The sequence below is a fragment of the Isoptericola sp. NPDC056618 genome (assembly GCF_042792715.1).
Classification (GTDB): Bacteria; Actinomycetota; Actinomycetes; order Actinomycetales; family Cellulomonadaceae; genus Isoptericola; species Isoptericola nanjingensis.
In genome coordinates, this window is record NZ_JBHTVZ010000006.1 from 1 (window position 1) to 14,030 (window position 14,030).

14 protein-coding genes and 1 riboswitch are annotated in these 14,030 nt (G+C 75.4%); of the genes, 8 read left to right on the forward strand and 6 right to left on the reverse strand.

Features of this window, described 5'->3' with window-relative positions:
• Positions 1 to 124: 124 nt before the first annotated feature.
• Both ACFQ8T_RS09780 and ACFQ8T_RS09785 read left to right on the forward strand, forming a co-directional pair.
• Positions 125 to 667, forward strand: coding sequence for an rRNA adenine N-6-methyltransferase family protein (locus tag ACFQ8T_RS09780; protein WP_430546348.1), 543 nt, complete (start codon positions 125 to 127; stop codon positions 665 to 667).
• An 83-nt stretch (positions 668 to 750) separates the two neighbouring features.
• On the forward strand, positions 751 to 1,671 hold the full coding sequence (locus ACFQ8T_RS09785) for an LLM class flavin-dependent oxidoreductase (RefSeq protein ID WP_430546349.1): 921 nt from the start codon (positions 751 to 753) through the stop codon (positions 1,669 to 1,671).
• Between the two features lie 3 nt (positions 1,672 to 1,674).
• Here the strand turns inward: ACFQ8T_RS09785 and ACFQ8T_RS09790 are convergent, their stop codons facing one another.
• The 3 genes from ACFQ8T_RS09790 to ACFQ8T_RS09800 all read right to left on the reverse strand — a co-directional run bounded on the left by ACFQ8T_RS09790 (position 1,675) and on the right by ACFQ8T_RS09800 (position 6,021).
• Positions 1,675 to 3,789, reverse strand: coding sequence for a CocE/NonD family hydrolase (locus ACFQ8T_RS09790; RefSeq protein ID WP_430546350.1), 2,115 nt, complete (start codon positions 3,787 to 3,789; stop codon positions 1,675 to 1,677).
• 26 nt (positions 3,790 to 3,815) lie between these two features.
• Positions 3,816 to 5,315: a peptide MFS transporter gene (locus ACFQ8T_RS09795; RefSeq protein WP_430546351.1), complete on the reverse strand. Its 1,500-nt coding sequence runs from the start codon at positions 5,313 to 5,315 to the stop codon at positions 3,816 to 3,818.
• A gap of 133 nt (positions 5,316 to 5,448) precedes the next feature.
• Positions 5,449 to 6,021 carry a GNAT family N-acetyltransferase gene (locus tag ACFQ8T_RS09800; RefSeq protein ID WP_430546352.1) on the reverse strand — a complete coding sequence of 191 codons (573 nt, stop codon included), beginning with the start codon at positions 6,019 to 6,021 and terminating at the stop codon, positions 5,449 to 5,451.
• Positions 6,022 to 6,107: 86 nt separating this feature from the next.
• On the opposite strand from ACFQ8T_RS09800, the gene ACFQ8T_RS09805 reads away from it, so the two are divergent.
• Positions 6,108 to 7,586 (forward strand): amidase, encoded by a 1,479-nt coding sequence (locus ACFQ8T_RS09805; protein WP_430546353.1) that lies wholly within the window; start codon positions 6,108 to 6,110, stop codon positions 7,584 to 7,586.
• On the opposite strand, the gene ACFQ8T_RS09810 is transcribed toward ACFQ8T_RS09805, so the two are convergent.
• Entirely contained in the window at positions 7,587 to 7,994 is a 408-nt protein-coding gene (locus ACFQ8T_RS09810; protein WP_430546354.1) for a MerR family transcriptional regulator, read from the reverse strand. It abuts the gene before it with no gap.
• 49 nt (positions 7,995 to 8,043) lie between these two features.
• Between ACFQ8T_RS09810 and ACFQ8T_RS09815 the strand changes: the two genes are divergently transcribed.
• A complete protein-coding gene (locus ACFQ8T_RS09815) occupies positions 8,044 to 8,940 on the forward strand; it encodes an NAD(P)-dependent oxidoreductase (RefSeq protein WP_430546355.1) in 897 nt (298 codons plus the stop codon).
• A gap of 111 nt (positions 8,941 to 9,051) precedes the next feature.
• On the forward strand, positions 9,052 to 9,225 hold the full coding sequence (locus tag ACFQ8T_RS09820) for a CsbD family protein (RefSeq protein WP_430546356.1): 174 nt from the start codon (positions 9,052 to 9,054) through the stop codon (positions 9,223 to 9,225).
• Between the two features lie 73 nt (positions 9,226 to 9,298).
• Here ACFQ8T_RS09820 and ACFQ8T_RS09825 read toward each other — a convergent pair whose 3' ends face one another.
• Positions 9,299 to 10,741, reverse strand: coding sequence for an aminotransferase class V-fold PLP-dependent enzyme (locus ACFQ8T_RS09825; RefSeq protein ID WP_430546357.1), 1,443 nt, complete (start codon positions 10,739 to 10,741; stop codon positions 9,299 to 9,301).
• A 34-nt stretch (positions 10,742 to 10,775) separates the two neighbouring features.
• Positions 10,776 to 10,892: riboswitch (SAM riboswitch) on the reverse strand.
• 174 nt (positions 10,893 to 11,066) lie between these two features.
• Positions 11,067 to 11,237, reverse strand: coding sequence for a hypothetical protein (locus ACFQ8T_RS09830; RefSeq protein ID WP_430546358.1), 171 nt, complete (start codon positions 11,235 to 11,237; stop codon positions 11,067 to 11,069).
• Positions 11,238 to 11,503: 266 nt separating this feature from the next.
• Between ACFQ8T_RS09830 and ACFQ8T_RS09835 the strand changes: the two genes are divergently transcribed.
• The 3 genes from ACFQ8T_RS09835 to ACFQ8T_RS09845 are packed head-to-tail and all read left to right on the forward strand — an operon-like array spanning position 11,504 to position 14,030.
• Complete coding sequence (locus ACFQ8T_RS09835) at positions 11,504 to 11,983, forward strand: rhodanese-like domain-containing protein (protein WP_430546359.1); 480 nt, start codon at positions 11,504 to 11,506, stop codon at positions 11,981 to 11,983.
• Positions 11,980 to 13,245 (forward strand): O-succinylhomoserine sulfhydrylase, encoded by a 1,266-nt coding sequence (locus ACFQ8T_RS09840; protein WP_430546360.1) that lies wholly within the window; start codon positions 11,980 to 11,982, stop codon positions 13,243 to 13,245. Before ACFQ8T_RS09835 ends, ACFQ8T_RS09840 begins: the two co-directional genes overlap by 4 nt.
• Before the next feature lie 53 nt (positions 13,246 to 13,298).
• Positions 13,299 to 14,030, forward strand: a complete 732-nt coding sequence (locus ACFQ8T_RS09845) for a class I SAM-dependent methyltransferase (RefSeq protein ID WP_430546361.1) — start codon at positions 13,299 to 13,301, stop codon at positions 14,028 to 14,030.

The following is a 14,030-nucleotide window of genomic DNA, read 5'->3' on the forward strand; positions in this document are numbered from 1 at the left end:
CACCTCGGGCCCGCCGAGGCCCGAGGTGTCGACCGCCTGTCCGGCGTCTGGGCGGAAAAGCCGTGCGGCCACCGCGGGGCGCTTCGTAGGGTCGCGGGCATGTCGATCTTCATGGTGATCCGCCGTGCGCGCGTCCGGGCAGGCGCGCGCGTCACGACGCGACTGGGGATGGCACCCGCTCCGCGCTGACTGGGCCGCCCGCGTCGTCGAGCAGGCGCCCGTGCGACCGGGCGACCTCGTGCTCGACCTGGGCGCCGGGGACGGCGCGCTGACCCGCCCGCTGCTCGATGCGGGCGCACGCGTGCTGGCGGTCGAGCTGCACCCCGGCCGCGCTGCTGCCCTGCGCCGCCGGTTCGCCGACGCCCCGGTGACGGTCGTGACGCACGACCTCGCCGACCTGCGCCTGCCGCGCCGTCCGTTCCGCGTCGTGTCGAGCCCGCCGTACCAGCTGTCCACGGGGCTGCTCCGCGCCCTGCTCGGGACCGACCGGCTGCTCTCGGCCGACCTCGTGCTGCAGCGCGCCGCAGCGCGGAGGCTCGCCGACGCCCCGCCGGGCGCGCGCCACGCGCGCCGGTTCGTGCTCGACGTCGGCGCGCCCGTGCCGCGGCGCGCGTTCCGACCCCCGCCGCGGGTGGACTCCGCCGTCCTGCGCGTCCGCCGTCGCTGATCGGGGACGACCTCGGCAGGAGCTGTACTACCTCGCGGGATCCGGTACTACCTCGGCGGGCGGGGCTGGGGCAGGATCGGGTCATGGTGACCCTCGGCTGCATCCTCGCGCCCTACGGCAACCCGCCCTCGCGGTTCGTCCCGTTCGCCCGCACCGCCGAGGCCGCCGGCCTCGACGAGGTGTGGCTGTGGGAGGACTGCTTCCTCGAGTCCGGCCCGTCCGCGGCCGCGGCGATGCTGAGCGCCACCGAGCACCTGCGCGTCGGGATCGGCGTGATGCCGCTGCCGCTGCGCAACGTGGCACTCACGGCGATGGAGACGGCGACGCTCGACGGCGTGTTCCCCGGCCGGTTCGTGCCGGGCGTCGGGCACGGCGTGCAGGACTGGATGGGCCAGGTCGGGGCGCGCGTCGCGTCGCCGCTGACGCTCATGCGGGAGCAGGTCACCGCCCTGCGCGCGCTGCTCGCCGGGGAGCGCGTCACGACGTCCGGCCGCTATGTGACGCTCGACGACGTCGCGCTCGACTGGCCGCCCGCCGTCGCCCCCCTCGTCGTCGCGGCGGCGAAGGGGCCGAAGACCCTGCGGCTGGTGGGCGAGGTCGCCCAGGGAGTGGTCATCGACGGCGACTCGGGCGTCTCCGGGGCCCGTCGGGCGGTCGCGCTCGTGGACGAGGGGCGCGCTGCCGCCGGCCTGCCGCCGGTCGCCGGGTCAGCGCCCGAGGGCGAGCACCCGTTCCGGACGGTCGCGTTCGCCCAGGTCGCCACCGGGGACGGCGCGGCCGACCGGCTGCGCCGGTCCCTCGCCCGGTGGGACGTCGACGCGACGTCCGACGACGTGCTCGCCGACCACGCCAGCTGGGGGTCCGCGGAGGAGGTCGCCGACGGGCTGCGCCGCTACGTCGCGCTCGGCGCCACGACCGTCGTCGCGCAGCCGACCCTGGACGAGCCGGACCTCGACGGCTTCGCGGCGTTCCTCGGCGAGGAGGTCGCGCCCCTGCTGCGGTAGGCGTCAGCCCGCGGTGCGCGGGATCGTCCGCGTCCACCGCCGCTCGAAGACGACCTCGTCGCCGTCGCGCGCCACCACCTCGTTCTCGGTGCGGAAGGCGTGCTCGTCGCAGGTGATCTCCGACCGGGTGACGACGCTCGCGTCCCAGCCGTCGGTCATCCCCGCGGGCAGCGGGCCGCCGGCGCCGCGACGCAGCCGCACGGTCCAGTCCGAGCGGGTCCGCGCGCTCGTGGCGTCCCGGCCGATCCAGTACCGCTCGAGGGCGTCCTCGGTGAACTCGAGCCCGTCGGGGTAGGTGCGGGTGCCGCCGTAGCGCGGGTCGACCTCGAGCAGCCACCGGCCCTCCGCGACGTCGCGCACCACCCGGCGCTCCGGGCGGGCCTCGTCCGCCTCGCCGAAGACGACGCCGAGCGGCGGCGCCTGCTCGGGCTCCTCGAAGACGACGGGCGGGTGCGACGACGCGCGGTCGTGCACGGGCAGCTCCAGCGCGCCGTCGCCGACCGCGACGGCGAGCACGGCGTCCCCCGGCTGCGGCCAGACCCACGGCCAGTAGGCGGAGGACACCGCCAGGCGGAGCCGGTGGCCGGGCGCCAGCGCGTAGCCGGTCCCGGTGAGCTCGAACGTCACCTCCTCGGTGGCGCCCGGCGTCCACGGCACGGCCCGGTCGCGGCCGTGCCGGGCGGACAGGTTGAGCACGCCGCGCGTGACCAGCGTCGACGCGCCGTCCGGCCCGACGTCGCACAGCCGCGCCACGACCTGCCCCTTCTCCCCCGAGCACGTGAGCCGCAGCCGCACGCGCGCCCGGCCGAGGATCTCCAGCGGGGCGGTCAGCGGGTCGGAGTCGAAACAGAGGGACCGCCCGTCCTCCTCCCGCTGGTCGGGCGGCAGGTCGGCGTCGTTGCCGAACGGGAAGAACCGGCCGGCGTCCACGCCCGTGTGCGACGGCGAGTCCACCAGCCACGACGTCGGGACGGGGTGCCCGTCGGCGAGCGCCCCGACCGTCGGCGCCGTCGTCCGCAGGCCGCCCTCGGGAGGGTCGTCGGCGCCCGCGGCCACGAGCGGCAGCTCGCGGGCGAGCACGTGCGGCGACGGCCACGTCGGCTCGCCCACCCACCGGCCGGGCAGCTCGTCGTAGACGGTGGCGGGCGGCACGGACTCGCTGATCCACGCGCGCAGCGGCGGGTCGTCGAGGACGCCGCGGTCGGCGCCCTTGAGCCAGTGGTCCCACCAGCGCAGCGTCTCCTGCAGAAAGCCGATGGCCGGCCCGGGCGGCAGGCCGCGGTCGGGGTACTGGTGCGACCACGGGCCGAGGATGCCGCGCACCGGGGCGCGCAGGGCGCCGTCGTCGCCCGCCGCGGCGAGCCGGAGCACCGTGTCGCGGTAGGGGTCGTTCCAGCCGCCGACGGCGAGGACCGCGGCCGAGATCGTCGAGTAGTCCTCGATGACGCTGCCGTGCCGCCAGTAGTCGTCGCGGGTCTGGTGGTCCAGCCAGGTGTGGACGAACGGCTCCGTGCGCTCGAGCCGCTCGAGCCACTGCGCGCGCCAGCCCTCCCCCACGTACGCCGGGTCCGGCGGGCGCGAGCAGAACGCGAGCATCGTGGCAGCCCACGCGTGCATGTCGACGGCCAGCACGGAGCCGCCCGTGTAGTGCACGTCGTTGTCGTAGCGGTCGTCGGTGGAGCACACCGTGACGATCGCCTTGAGCGGCTCGGGGGCGAGCGCCGCGATCTGGAGCGAGTTGAAGCCGCCCCACGAGATGCCGAACATGCCGACCGCGCCGTCGCACCAGTCCTGCGCCGCCAGCCACTCCACGACGGCCACCCCGTCGGCGAGCTCCGTGGGCGAGTACTCGTCGTCCTGGAAGCCGTCGGAGTTGCCGCTGCCACGGATGTCCACCCGCACCGACGCGTAGCCGTGCCCGGCGTAGTACGGGTGGCGCTGGGCGTCGCGGGGGGCGGTCCAGTCGGACAGCCGGTAGGGCAGGTACTCCAGGATCGCCGGGACGGGCGTGGGGTCGACGGGCCGCCAGACGCGGGCCGCGAGGCGCGTGCCGTCCGCCAGGGGGATCCAGTGGTCCTCGACGCGGGTCTCGTGGGGCAGGTCGGTGACGTATCGCATGGTGTCCTCCGGGAGGTCGCGCGGGCTCAGTGGACGGGGTGCATGGTGCGCTTCATCCATGGCGACAGGGCGAGGACGACGACGGCGACGATCACGGGCACGGCGCCGTTGACGGCGAAGTAGACCCCGTCGGGGACCTCGCCGTAGAAGCGGACCGTCTGGGCCTGGATGCCGTTGGCCAGCGCGATGGACAGGAACCACACCGCCATCGACTGGCTGGAGAACGCGAGCGGGGCGAGCTTCGTCGTGGCGGACAGGCCGGTGGTCTGCAGCAGCACGTCGCCCAGGCCGAGCAGCAGCAGCGAGACGAGCATCCACCAGACGGCGATCCGCCAGTCGCCGGACTGCCCGCTCACGGCGGGGACGAGGACCAGGTAGGACAGGCCGCCGAGCAGGGCGCCGAACGCGACCTTCTTCGAGGCGTGCGGCTGCCGCGGCCCGAGCCAGGTCCACAGCGCGGCGACGAGCGGGGCGACCAGCACCTCCGCCGCGCCGAGGTAGGAGCTGAACCACGACGAGGGCACGTCCCACCCGAAGATCGTGCGGTCCACGTGGTCCTCGGCGAGCAGGATGAGCACCGAGTACGCCTGGAAGAGCACGAAGTTGAACGCGACCGACGCGATCCACAGCACGAGGAACGGGCGCAGCCGCCCACGCTCCTCGCCCGTCACGCGGGGGCTGCGGAACATCACCGTGAAGTAGACGATCGGCGCGACCATCGCGATCACGGTGAGGGCGTCGACGACGCCGTCCACGCTGAGCCGTCCGACGAGGGCGAGGACGACCAGGACGACGACGACGGCGGCCGCCGAGCCGCCGAGGATCCAGCGCGTGCGGCGCGCGACGTCGGGCGGCAGCGCCGCCTCGGCCCCGCGGCCGTAGCCGGGGATGCCGCGCCGGCCCACGACGTACTGGACCAGTCCCGCCGTCATGCCGATCGCGGCGGCGGAGAAGCCCCAGTGCCAGCCGACCTCCGCGCCCAGCCACCCGGTGACCAGCGGGCCGAAGAACGCCCCCACGTTGATGCCCATGTAGTAGAGCGCGAACCCGGCGTCGCGCCGCTCGTCGTCGGTCCGGTAGAGCTTGCCGACGAGCGTCGACACGTTGGGCTTGAGCAGCCCGGTGCCGAGGCTGATGAGCACCAGGCCGACCCACGTGGAGAACTCCGCCGGGATCGCCATCGTGTAGTGGCCCGCGGCGATGAGGATGCCGCCCCACAGCACGCTCCGGTAGGAGCCGAGGATCCGGTCCGCGATCCAGCCGCCGCCCACGGACACCAGATAGACCATCGTGCCGTAGCCGGCCGCGATCGACGCCGCGTTGCCGGGCTCCATCGCGAGGCCGTCGTCGGCGACCGACGCGGTGAAGTACAGGACGAGGATGGCCTGCATCCCGAGGAACGAGAACCGCTCCCAGACCTCGAGGCTGAACAGCGTGGCCAGTCCGCGCGGGTGGCCGAAGAACGACCTGTCGTGCGGCTCGCGCTCGGGTCTCGGTTCGACGGCGGCGGCGTCCTCGGTGGTCACAGGCTCTCCAGGGTTCGGGGACAGGTCCGGCCGCGAGCCGGCCACGTCACGCCTGGCCCGGGCCGGCCGTCGACCCTACCTGTCGTCCTCCCGCCAGGGTCTCACCGCCCGGCCGGTGGGACCCGTCGAACCGTCACGCCGCCGCGAGCCGGCGCCGCAGCCCGTCGCGGACGTCCGGCCACTCGTCGTCGACGATCGAGAAGTACGCGGTGTCCCCCACCGTGCCGTCGGCGGCGACGCGGTGCTTGCGCAGCACGCCCTCGGGCTTCGCGCCGAGGCGCTGGATGGCCGCGCACGAGCGCATGTTGCGCGAGTCGGCGCGCAGCGCGACGCGGCGCATCCCCCACTCCTCGAACGCGTGCCGCAGCAGCAGGAGCTTGCACGCGGGGTTGGTCGTGCCGCCCCACCAGTCGCGCCCGTAGAAGGTGGTGCCGATCTCCACGCGGCGCGGCCCGGGGGCCAGCTCGTAGAAGCGCGTGGACCCGCGGACCGCGCCGTCGTCGCCCACGACGGCGAACGCCATCGTGCCGGGCGTGGCGACCCCGGCGTCGATCCACGCCTCGAGGTCCGCGACGGTCGTCGGGACGGGCGAGGTCATGCCGAACCAGAGGTCGGCGTCGACGAGGGGGAGCAGCGCCGCGGCGTGCTGCGGGCCGAGGGGCTCCAGGCGCACGCCGTGGCCGGCGAGGACGAGGTCGTGGGTCACCGCCCCATCCTCGCCGACCATGCACCTGGGCACGTTCTCGCGCCGCATTGCGAGCACATCCGCATGCTCGGCGCAGGATGGGGGTCATGGACGACGCCCTGCACGAGATGACCGCCGCCCGGCTGCGCGACCTGCTGCGCGCGGGCGAGCTCACGCCGACCGAGGTGGCCGACCACTTCCTGGCCCGGATCGAGCGCGCCAACCACGCGCTGGGGGCCTTCGTCAGCGTCACCCCCGGGGCGGCGCGCGAGCGGGCGGCGCGCCTCGAGCGCGACGGCGCGGAGGCCCGGGGCGTGCTGTGGGGGCTGCCCGGCGGGGACAAGGACCTGTGGCTGCGGGCCGGCGTGCCCGCCGGGTTCGGCTCCCGCGCCTTCGCCGGCGACGACGCCGTGGTGGCGCCGGTGAGCGACGAGATCGTCGAGGTCCTCGACGCCGCGGGCATGGTGAGCCTCGGCCGCACGACGGCGCCCGAGCTCGGATTCCCCGCGTACACGGAGCCGCTGGCCGGGCCGGTGGCGCGCAACCCGTGGGACCCGTCGCTCGGGGCGGGCGGGTCGAGCGGGGGCGCCGCCGCCGCCGTCGCCGCGGGCCTGCTGCCGTGCGCGCCCGGGTCGGACGGCGGCGGCTCGGTGCGCATCCCCGCCGCGGCGTGCGGGGTGGTCGGGCTCAAGCCGAGCCGCGGCCTCGTCCCCGCGGGGTCGGGGCAGGAGTCGCTCGGCGGTCTGGTCGTGGACGGGCCCCTCGCCCGCACCACCGAGGACACCGCGCTGCTGCTCGAGGGGATGCTCACCCGGACGCCCGACGGGCGGGTGGCGCACCCGCTGACGCTGCGCGCACCGTCGGCCCGCGCCGGGGAGTACCTGGCCGCGGCCCGCCGCGGCGAGGTGGCGGGAGAGGGCGGCGAGGACGTGCGGGGCCGCTTCCGGATCGGCGTCACGACCGACTCCGCCTGGGACGACTTCTACGCCATCACGACGTCGGACGACGCGCGCGCCGCGCTCGACACCGGCGTGGCGACGCTCACCGGGCTCGGGCACGAGGTGGACGGCCTGTCCCTCGAGCCCGACCCGACGTACGGCCCGGCCTTCCGCACCCTGTGGATGGCGGGCGCGTCCGCGGTGCCGCTCGACGACCCCGCCCGACTCGACCGCCTCGAGCCGCTCACCCGATGGCTCATCGGCCGTGGCCGCCAGGTGCCCGCGCGCGAGCTCGCGGAGGCGCTGCGCGCCCTGACCGCCTTCGAGCGCCGGCTGGTCGCGCAGGTGTCGCGGTTCGACGCCGTCGTCACCCCCGCCCTCGCGATGACGCCCCGCCCGCTCGGCTGGTTCGACCCCGAGGACCCGGAGCGCAACTTCGAGCAGCAGTGCCAGTACACGCCGTGGACGTCGATGCTCAACGTGGCCGGCCTGCCCGCGATCACCGTGCCCACGCGGTGGACCGACGACGGGCTGCCGATGGGCGTGCAGCTGATCGGGCGGCCGGGCGGGGAGACGACGCTCCTCGCCCTCGCCGCCCAGCTCGAGGACCGGCTGCGCTGGGCGGACCGGCACCCGCCGGCCTGGTGATCAGGCGGGGATCCTCTCCGCCGCCGCGCCGTCGAGCGGCGGGTAGCTCTCGCCACCCACCCGCTCCGCCGCCGCGATGTACCCGGCCAGGGCCGAGCGCGAGCGGGCGAGCCTCGCCATCTGGTCCTCCAGGCGCCGCAGGCGGGAGCGCATCGCGGTCAGGAGCTCGACACAGCCGGGCAGCTGCGGCTCCTCGCCGACCGCGCACGGCAGGACGTAGGCGATGTCCTCGGACGACAGGCCGGCGTCGAGCAGGTGCCGGATCTGCCGCACCCGCAGCACGGCCCCCTCGTCGAACTCGCGGTAGCCGTTCGAGCGCCGGGCGACCTCCAGCAGGCCCTGGGCCTCGTAGTAGCGCAGCTGGTGCGTCCGCACGCCCGTGCGGCGGCTCAGCTCCCCGATCCGCATCCCGCTCCCCCTTGACCTTCACACCGGTATGAACGTCGACGATGCTGCCATGGTCACCAGAACCCACAAGCCGTCGCCCCCCGCCCCCGTCTCCGTCGTCGGTCTCGGCCTCATGGGTCGCGCGCTCGCCGGCGCGTTCCTCCGGGCCGGGCACCCCACCACCGTGTGGAACCGCACCGCCGCCAAGGCCGACGCCCTGGTGGCGGACGGCGCGCGCCTGGCGCCCTCGGCGGCCGCGGCGGTGCGTCCCGGCGCCCTGACGATCGTCTGCCTCACCGACGACGCCGCCGTGCGCGAGCTGATCGGCCAGGACGGCGTCGACGTCACCGGCGCCCCGCTGGTCAACCTCACGTCCAGCAGCTCCTCGCAGGCCAGGGAGACCGCCCGGTGGGCCGCCCGACGCGGAGCGCGATACCTCGACGGCGCGATCATGGCCGTGCCCTCCGCGATCGGGACGGCGGACGCGGTCGTCCTGCACAGCGGGCCCCGGGCGGACTTCGACGCGCACGCGGCCACGCTCGCGGCGCTCGGCACCGTCACCCACCTCGGCGAGGACCCCGGGCTGGCATCCCTCTACGACGCGGCCGGCCTCACGATGATGTGGAGCGTCCTCGACGCGTGGCTGCACGGCACCGCCATGCTCCGCACGGCCGGGGTGGACGCCGCCGCCTTCGCGCCGTTCGCCCGGCAGATCGCGGAGGGCGTGGCCGGTTGGCTGCCCGGCTACGCGGAGCAGGTCGACAGCGGCAGCTTCCCGGCCGAGGCCTCCGCCCTCGAGACGGACGTGCGCGCGATGGCGCACCTCGTCGAGGAGAGCGAGGCGCTGGGCGTGAGCACCGAGCTGCCGAGACTGCTCAAGGCCGTGGCGGACCGTGGCGTCGCCGCGGGCCACGGTCACGAGCAGTACCCGGTGCTGATCGAGGAGTTCGGCCGCCCGGCGCCCTGACCTGCCGGCCGCCACCCGGAGGACCCACGACCTGAGACGTCGGCGTGCGAGCCGGCGGGCACGCGCCTACGGTCGGTCTTCGAGGTCGTTCGTATGACGGAAGGAGCCCCGATGGGACTGGGAGACAAGGCCAAGCACCTCGCGGAAGAGGCCGAAGGCAAGGTCAAGGAAGCCACGGGCAAGCTCACCGGCGACGAGAGCAAGGAGGCCGAGGGCAAGGCCCAGCAGGCCAGCGCGAACCTCAAGCAGGCGGGCGACGACACCAAGGACGCGTTCAAGAAGTGACCCGCTGACACGACGGGGCGCCACCGCACAGTGGCGCCCCGTCGTCATGCCCCGCTGGGGCGGGACCGACTGCTCAGAGGTCGTCGGGCAGGCAGCCGAAGGCTTCGTCGGCGCCCAGCGCGGCGGTGGCGAGCAGCCCCTCGAGGCCGGAGCCGTCGGGCACGGGGCGGGGATCGTCGACGACGACCCACAGCCCGTCCACGACGTCGTACCGCGCCTGCGGCCCCTCGGTCACGAGCGAGCGGACGGCCGCGACGAGCCGCTCGACCTCCTCGCCCGCCGTCCCGAGGCCCACCGACGCGCGCACGGCGCCGGCGTCGAACCCGAGGCGGCCGAGCAGGGGGTGGGCGCAGAACCGCCCGTCGCGCACGCCGATGCCGTGCTCGGCGGACAGGTACGCGGCGACGAGGCCCGGGTCGTACCCGGTGACGGTGAACGTGACGACCCCCACCGGGTCGACGGCGTCGTCCCACACGTGCACGACCTCGACGCGCTCGACCTCGCCCAGCCCGTCCACGAGCCGGCGCCGCAGGGCGTCCTCGTGCTCGCCGGCGACCCACGGATCGAGGGCGGCGAGCTCGTCGCACGCGGCCGCGAGCGCCACCGCGCCCACGACGTTGGGCGAGCCCGCCTCGTGCCGGGCGGGGCCCTCGTGCCACTCGGTGGTGGTGGTGCGCACCCGGCGCACGGCCCCGCCGCCGGCGAGGTACGGGGTGCCGGCGTCGAGCCAGTCGCGCCGTCCGACCAGGGCGCCCGCCCCGAAGGGCGCGTACGTCTTGTGGCCCGAGAAGGCGACGTAGTCGACGCCCGTCCCCGCGAGCGAGAAGCGGCGGTGCGGCACCAGCTGGGCACCGTCGAGCACGACGCGCGCGCCCGCTCCGTGCGCCGCGGCGACGACGTCGGCCACGGGCAGCGCCTCGCCGGTCACGTTCGACGCGCCGGTGAGCGCCAGCAGGGCGTAGGGACGGCCCGCCGCGGCGGCGGAGCTCAGCTCCTCCTCGATCTCCGCGAGGGTGGCCGACACGGACGGCCCGCCGGTGACGACGGTCGCGTCGGTGACGCGCTGCCAGGGCAGAAGGTTGGCGTGGTGCTCGATGTCGAGCACGAGGACGCGGCCCGGCTCGCCGGTGGCCGGGTCGGCGGGCACGCAGCCCGCGAGCAGGTTGAGCGAGTCCGTCGTGTTGCGGGTGACGATCGTGAGGTCGTCCTCGCGGGCGCCGACGAACGCGCCGATCGTGCGGCGCGCCGTCTCGTACAGGGCGGTCGAGACCTGGGACAGGTAACCGGCGCCGCGGTGCACGCTGGCGTACAGCGGCAGCACGCGCGCGACCCGGTCCGCCACGGCCTGCAGGGCGGGCGCCGATGCCGCGACGTCGAGGTTGGCGTACGGCACCTGGCGGCCGTCGACGAGCGGCACGAGCGTGTCGCCGCCGACGACGGGCAGCACGGGGGCGACGTCGTGCACGGCGGCGGCGCGCGTGGCGGGCACCGCAGGCGCAGTGGTGAGCGTGGTCATGCGTGGTCCTCCTCGGTCGTGCCGGGGAGGTGGCTCCCCGCGCTTGCCCGTACGCCGGACGGCGCGGGGCCAGGTCGTCACCCGGGGCACCCCGCCGCGAGAGGAGGGTTGCCGGCCAGCGAGCCGGGGCTTCGCGCTGGCGCTCTTGACCTGCCGCCCATCGTGCGTGCGCAGCACCCCACGGTCAAGCGGAGCCCCGGCCCTTCTCACGATGCGGGCGCGTGGGACGCCGGCCGCGCGCCCCCTGGCACCGTCCTGCCCTCCGGCGCGCCCCCGCAGGCCCACGTCGGCGAGGGCGGCCGACCCGACGCGGGCGGACCGCGGGTCAGATGCCGGGGCCGTCGCGCCAGCCGAGCACGTTGTCCGCGCCCTGGGGGAAGGGCGCCTCGTACGGGCGCCCGCCCTCGGGGCGCGGCGGCGGCAGGTCGCGAGGGCGTTCCAGCGGCTCCTCCCGCTCGCGCCGGAACCAGCCCTTGATCGTGGCGAGGATGGCCATGGCGCGCCTCCTGTGGGCGCGGTCATTTCCGGAACCTGACCGTGACTTTACCTTTCACGGAAGGCGGGGCCCACCGGGGACGCGCGACGTTCGCCTCCCGAGACGGGGTGACCAGCAGGCGGACGGCTGTCGTACGATCGCCAGGACCATCCCGAGCGGCCGAGTGACGTGGCACGTCGACGCCGCAGCAACCCGCGGGCCGGTCGCCGGCGACGGCGGCCGTACCGGACGAGGGTGCTACCGCCACGACCGATGGGAGGACTGCGATGAGCACCCAGATCGATCCCCGCCCCGCCGAGGGCTACGCCGGCGACCTCACCCCGCAGCAGGCGTGGGACCTGCTCGCCGGCGACCCGGACGCCGTCCTGGTGGACGTGCGCACCGAGGGCGAGTGGCGCGCCATCGGCGTGCCCGACACCGCGACCGCCGGCAAGGAGCCGCTCTTCGTCGAGTGGGTGCAGGCGGGCGGGCGCCCGAACGCCGGCTTCCTCGCCGAGCTCGCCGCCGCGGGCGTCACCGCGGACCGACCGCTCGTCTTCCTCTGTCGCTCCGGCCAGCGCTCCATCGGGGCGGCGCGGCTCGCGACGTCGTCGGGCCTGGGCCCGGCGTACAACGTGCTCGAGGGCTTCGAGGGCGGTCCCGGTTTCGACGGCGTGCGCGACCGCGAGGGCTGGAAGGTGCGCGGCCTGCCCTGGGGCGCGTACGACGCCGCCGCGACGCAGCAGGCCGCGGAGCAGGCGCGATGAGCGACGCGCAGGTCCCGACCGGCCCGGGCGCCGACCCCACGACCTTCGGCGGCTCGCGCCCGCTGCCCGCCACGGTGCGGCCCGCGACGCTCGCCGTGCGCGGCGGGCACCGTCGCTCGGACTTCCAGGAGATGTCCGAGGGCCTGTTCCTCACCCAGGGGTACACCTACGGCTCGGCAGCGGACGCCGAGGCCGCGTTCGCCGGCGAGCGGTCCCAGTTCCTGTACTCGAGGTACGGCAACCCGACGGTGCACACGTTCGAGGAGCGGCTGCGCCTCATCGAGGGCGCCGAGGCCTGCTACGCCACGGCGTCGGGCATGTCGGCGGTGTTCAACACCCTCGCCGCGCTGGTCTCCAGCGGTTCGCGCATCGTGTCGGCGCGGGCCCTGTTCGGGTCGACGAACGTCATCTACGACGAGATCCTCGCCAAGTGGGGGGTGCGCGTCGACCTGGTCGACGGGCACGTGACCTCCCAGTGGGAGGAGGCCCTCGCCACGCCGGCCGACGTCGTGTTCTTCGAGTCGCCGTCCAACCCCATGCAGGACCTCGTCGACGTGCGGCGGGTGGCGGAGCTCGCGCACGCCGCGGGCGCCGTCGTCGTGGTGGACAACGTGTTCGCGACGCCCGTCCTGCAGAAGCCGCTCGAGCTCGGCGCCGACGTCGTCGTGTACTCGGCCACCAAGCACATCGACGGCCAGGGCCGTGTGCTCGGCGGCGCGATCCTCGGCTCGGAGGAGTTCCTCACCGGGCCGGTGCAGACGTTCGTGCGCAACACCGGCCCGTCGCTGAGCCCGTTCAACGCGTGGGTGCTGCTCAAGGGCCTGGAGACGCTCGACGTGCGCGTGCGCGCCCAGAATGCGGCGGCGCTGGAGGTCGCGACCGCGCTCGAGGAGCTCGACGGCGTGACCGGCGTGCGCTACCCGTTCCTGCCCTCGCACCCGCAGCACGAGCTCGCCAAGGCGCAGCAGTCGGGCGGCGGCACGGTCGTGACGTTCGACCTCGCGGTGCCCGAGGGCACCGAGCCGGCGGAGGCGAAGAAGCGGACGTTCGCGTTCCTCGACGCCCTGCAGGTCGTCGACATCTCCAACAACCTCGGCGACGCGAAGTCGATCATCACGCACCCCGCCACGACGACGCACCGCAAGCTCGGCCCGGAGGGCCGCGCCAAGGTCGGCATCGCCGAGACCACCGTGCGGCTGTCGATCGGTCTCGAGGACCCGCGCGACATCGTCGAGGACGTGGAGCAGGCCCTGCGCGCCTGAGGATCCCAGGAATTCCCTGGGCCGCCCGGGTCGGCCGTGCCTACGGTCGACCCGTGCCCGACGCGATCTTCGCCGACCCCACGCTCGCCCGGCTGTACGACCCGCTCGACCCGGACCGCCGCGACCTCGATCCGTACCTGGCGCTCGCCCGCGAGCTGGGCGCGCGCCAGGTGCTCGACGTCGGCTGCGGGACGGGCACGCTCGCCGTGCTGCTCGCGGCGGAGGGCGTCGACGTCGTCGGCGTCGACCCGGCGGGCGCCTCGCTCGACGTGGCCCGCGGCAAGCCGGGCGCCGGGCGCGTGCGCTGGCTGCACGGAGACGCCACGACGCTGCCGCCGTTGCAGGTGGACCTCGCCACGATGACCGGGAACGTCGCGCAGGTCTTCCTCACCGACGACGACTGGGCGGCGACCCTCCGTGGCGTGCACGCCGCTCTCTTCCCGGGCGGTCGTCTCGTGTTCGAGACCCGCGACCCTGCGCGACGGTTCTGGGAGCGCTGGACCCGCGAGCGTACGCACCGCCGCAGCGACGTGCCGGGGTTCGGCGTCGTCGAGACGTGGACCGACCTGGTCGACGTCTCGTTGCCGCTCGTGAGGTTCCGCGGCACCTTCGTCCTGGCCGACGGACGGGTCCTGCGCTCGGACTCGACCCTCCGGTTCCGGGAGCACGACGAGCTGGCGGCGTCGCTCGAGGAGGCCGGCTACGTCGTCGAGCAGGTGCGCGACGCGCCCGACCGACCCGGGCTGGAGTGGGTCTTCGTCGCCCGGGCGGCCGGGCCCGGATGA

Coding starts and splice junctions, on each gene's coding strand:
- ACFQ8T_RS09785 (WP_430546349.1), top strand. CDS start 751: ATGGTGACCCTCGGCTGCATCCTCGCGCCCTACGGCAACCCGCCCTCG.
- ACFQ8T_RS09790 (WP_430546350.1), bottom strand. CDS start 3,789: ATGCGATACGTCACCGACCTGCCCCACGAGACCCGCGTCGAGGACCAC.
- ACFQ8T_RS09805 (WP_430546353.1), top strand. CDS start 6,108: ATGGACGACGCCCTGCACGAGATGACCGCCGCCCGGCTGCGCGACCTG.
- ACFQ8T_RS09810 (WP_430546354.1), bottom strand. CDS start 7,994: ATGCGGATCGGGGAGCTGAGCCGCCGCACGGGCGTGCGGACGCACCAG.
- ACFQ8T_RS09815 (WP_430546355.1), top strand. CDS start 8,044: ATGGTCACCAGAACCCACAAGCCGTCGCCCCCCGCCCCCGTCTCCGTC.
- ACFQ8T_RS09820 (WP_430546356.1), top strand. CDS start 9,052: ATGGGACTGGGAGACAAGGCCAAGCACCTCGCGGAAGAGGCCGAAGGC.
- ACFQ8T_RS09825 (WP_430546357.1), bottom strand. CDS start 10,741: ATGACCACGCTCACCACTGCGCCTGCGGTGCCCGCCACGCGCGCCGCC.
- ACFQ8T_RS09830 (WP_430546358.1), bottom strand. CDS start 11,237: ATGGCCATCCTCGCCACGATCAAGGGCTGGTTCCGGCGCGAGCGGGAG.
- ACFQ8T_RS09835 (WP_430546359.1), top strand. CDS start 11,504: ATGAGCACCCAGATCGATCCCCGCCCCGCCGAGGGCTACGCCGGCGAC.
- ACFQ8T_RS09840 (WP_430546360.1), top strand. CDS start 11,980: ATGAGCGACGCGCAGGTCCCGACCGGCCCGGGCGCCGACCCCACGACC.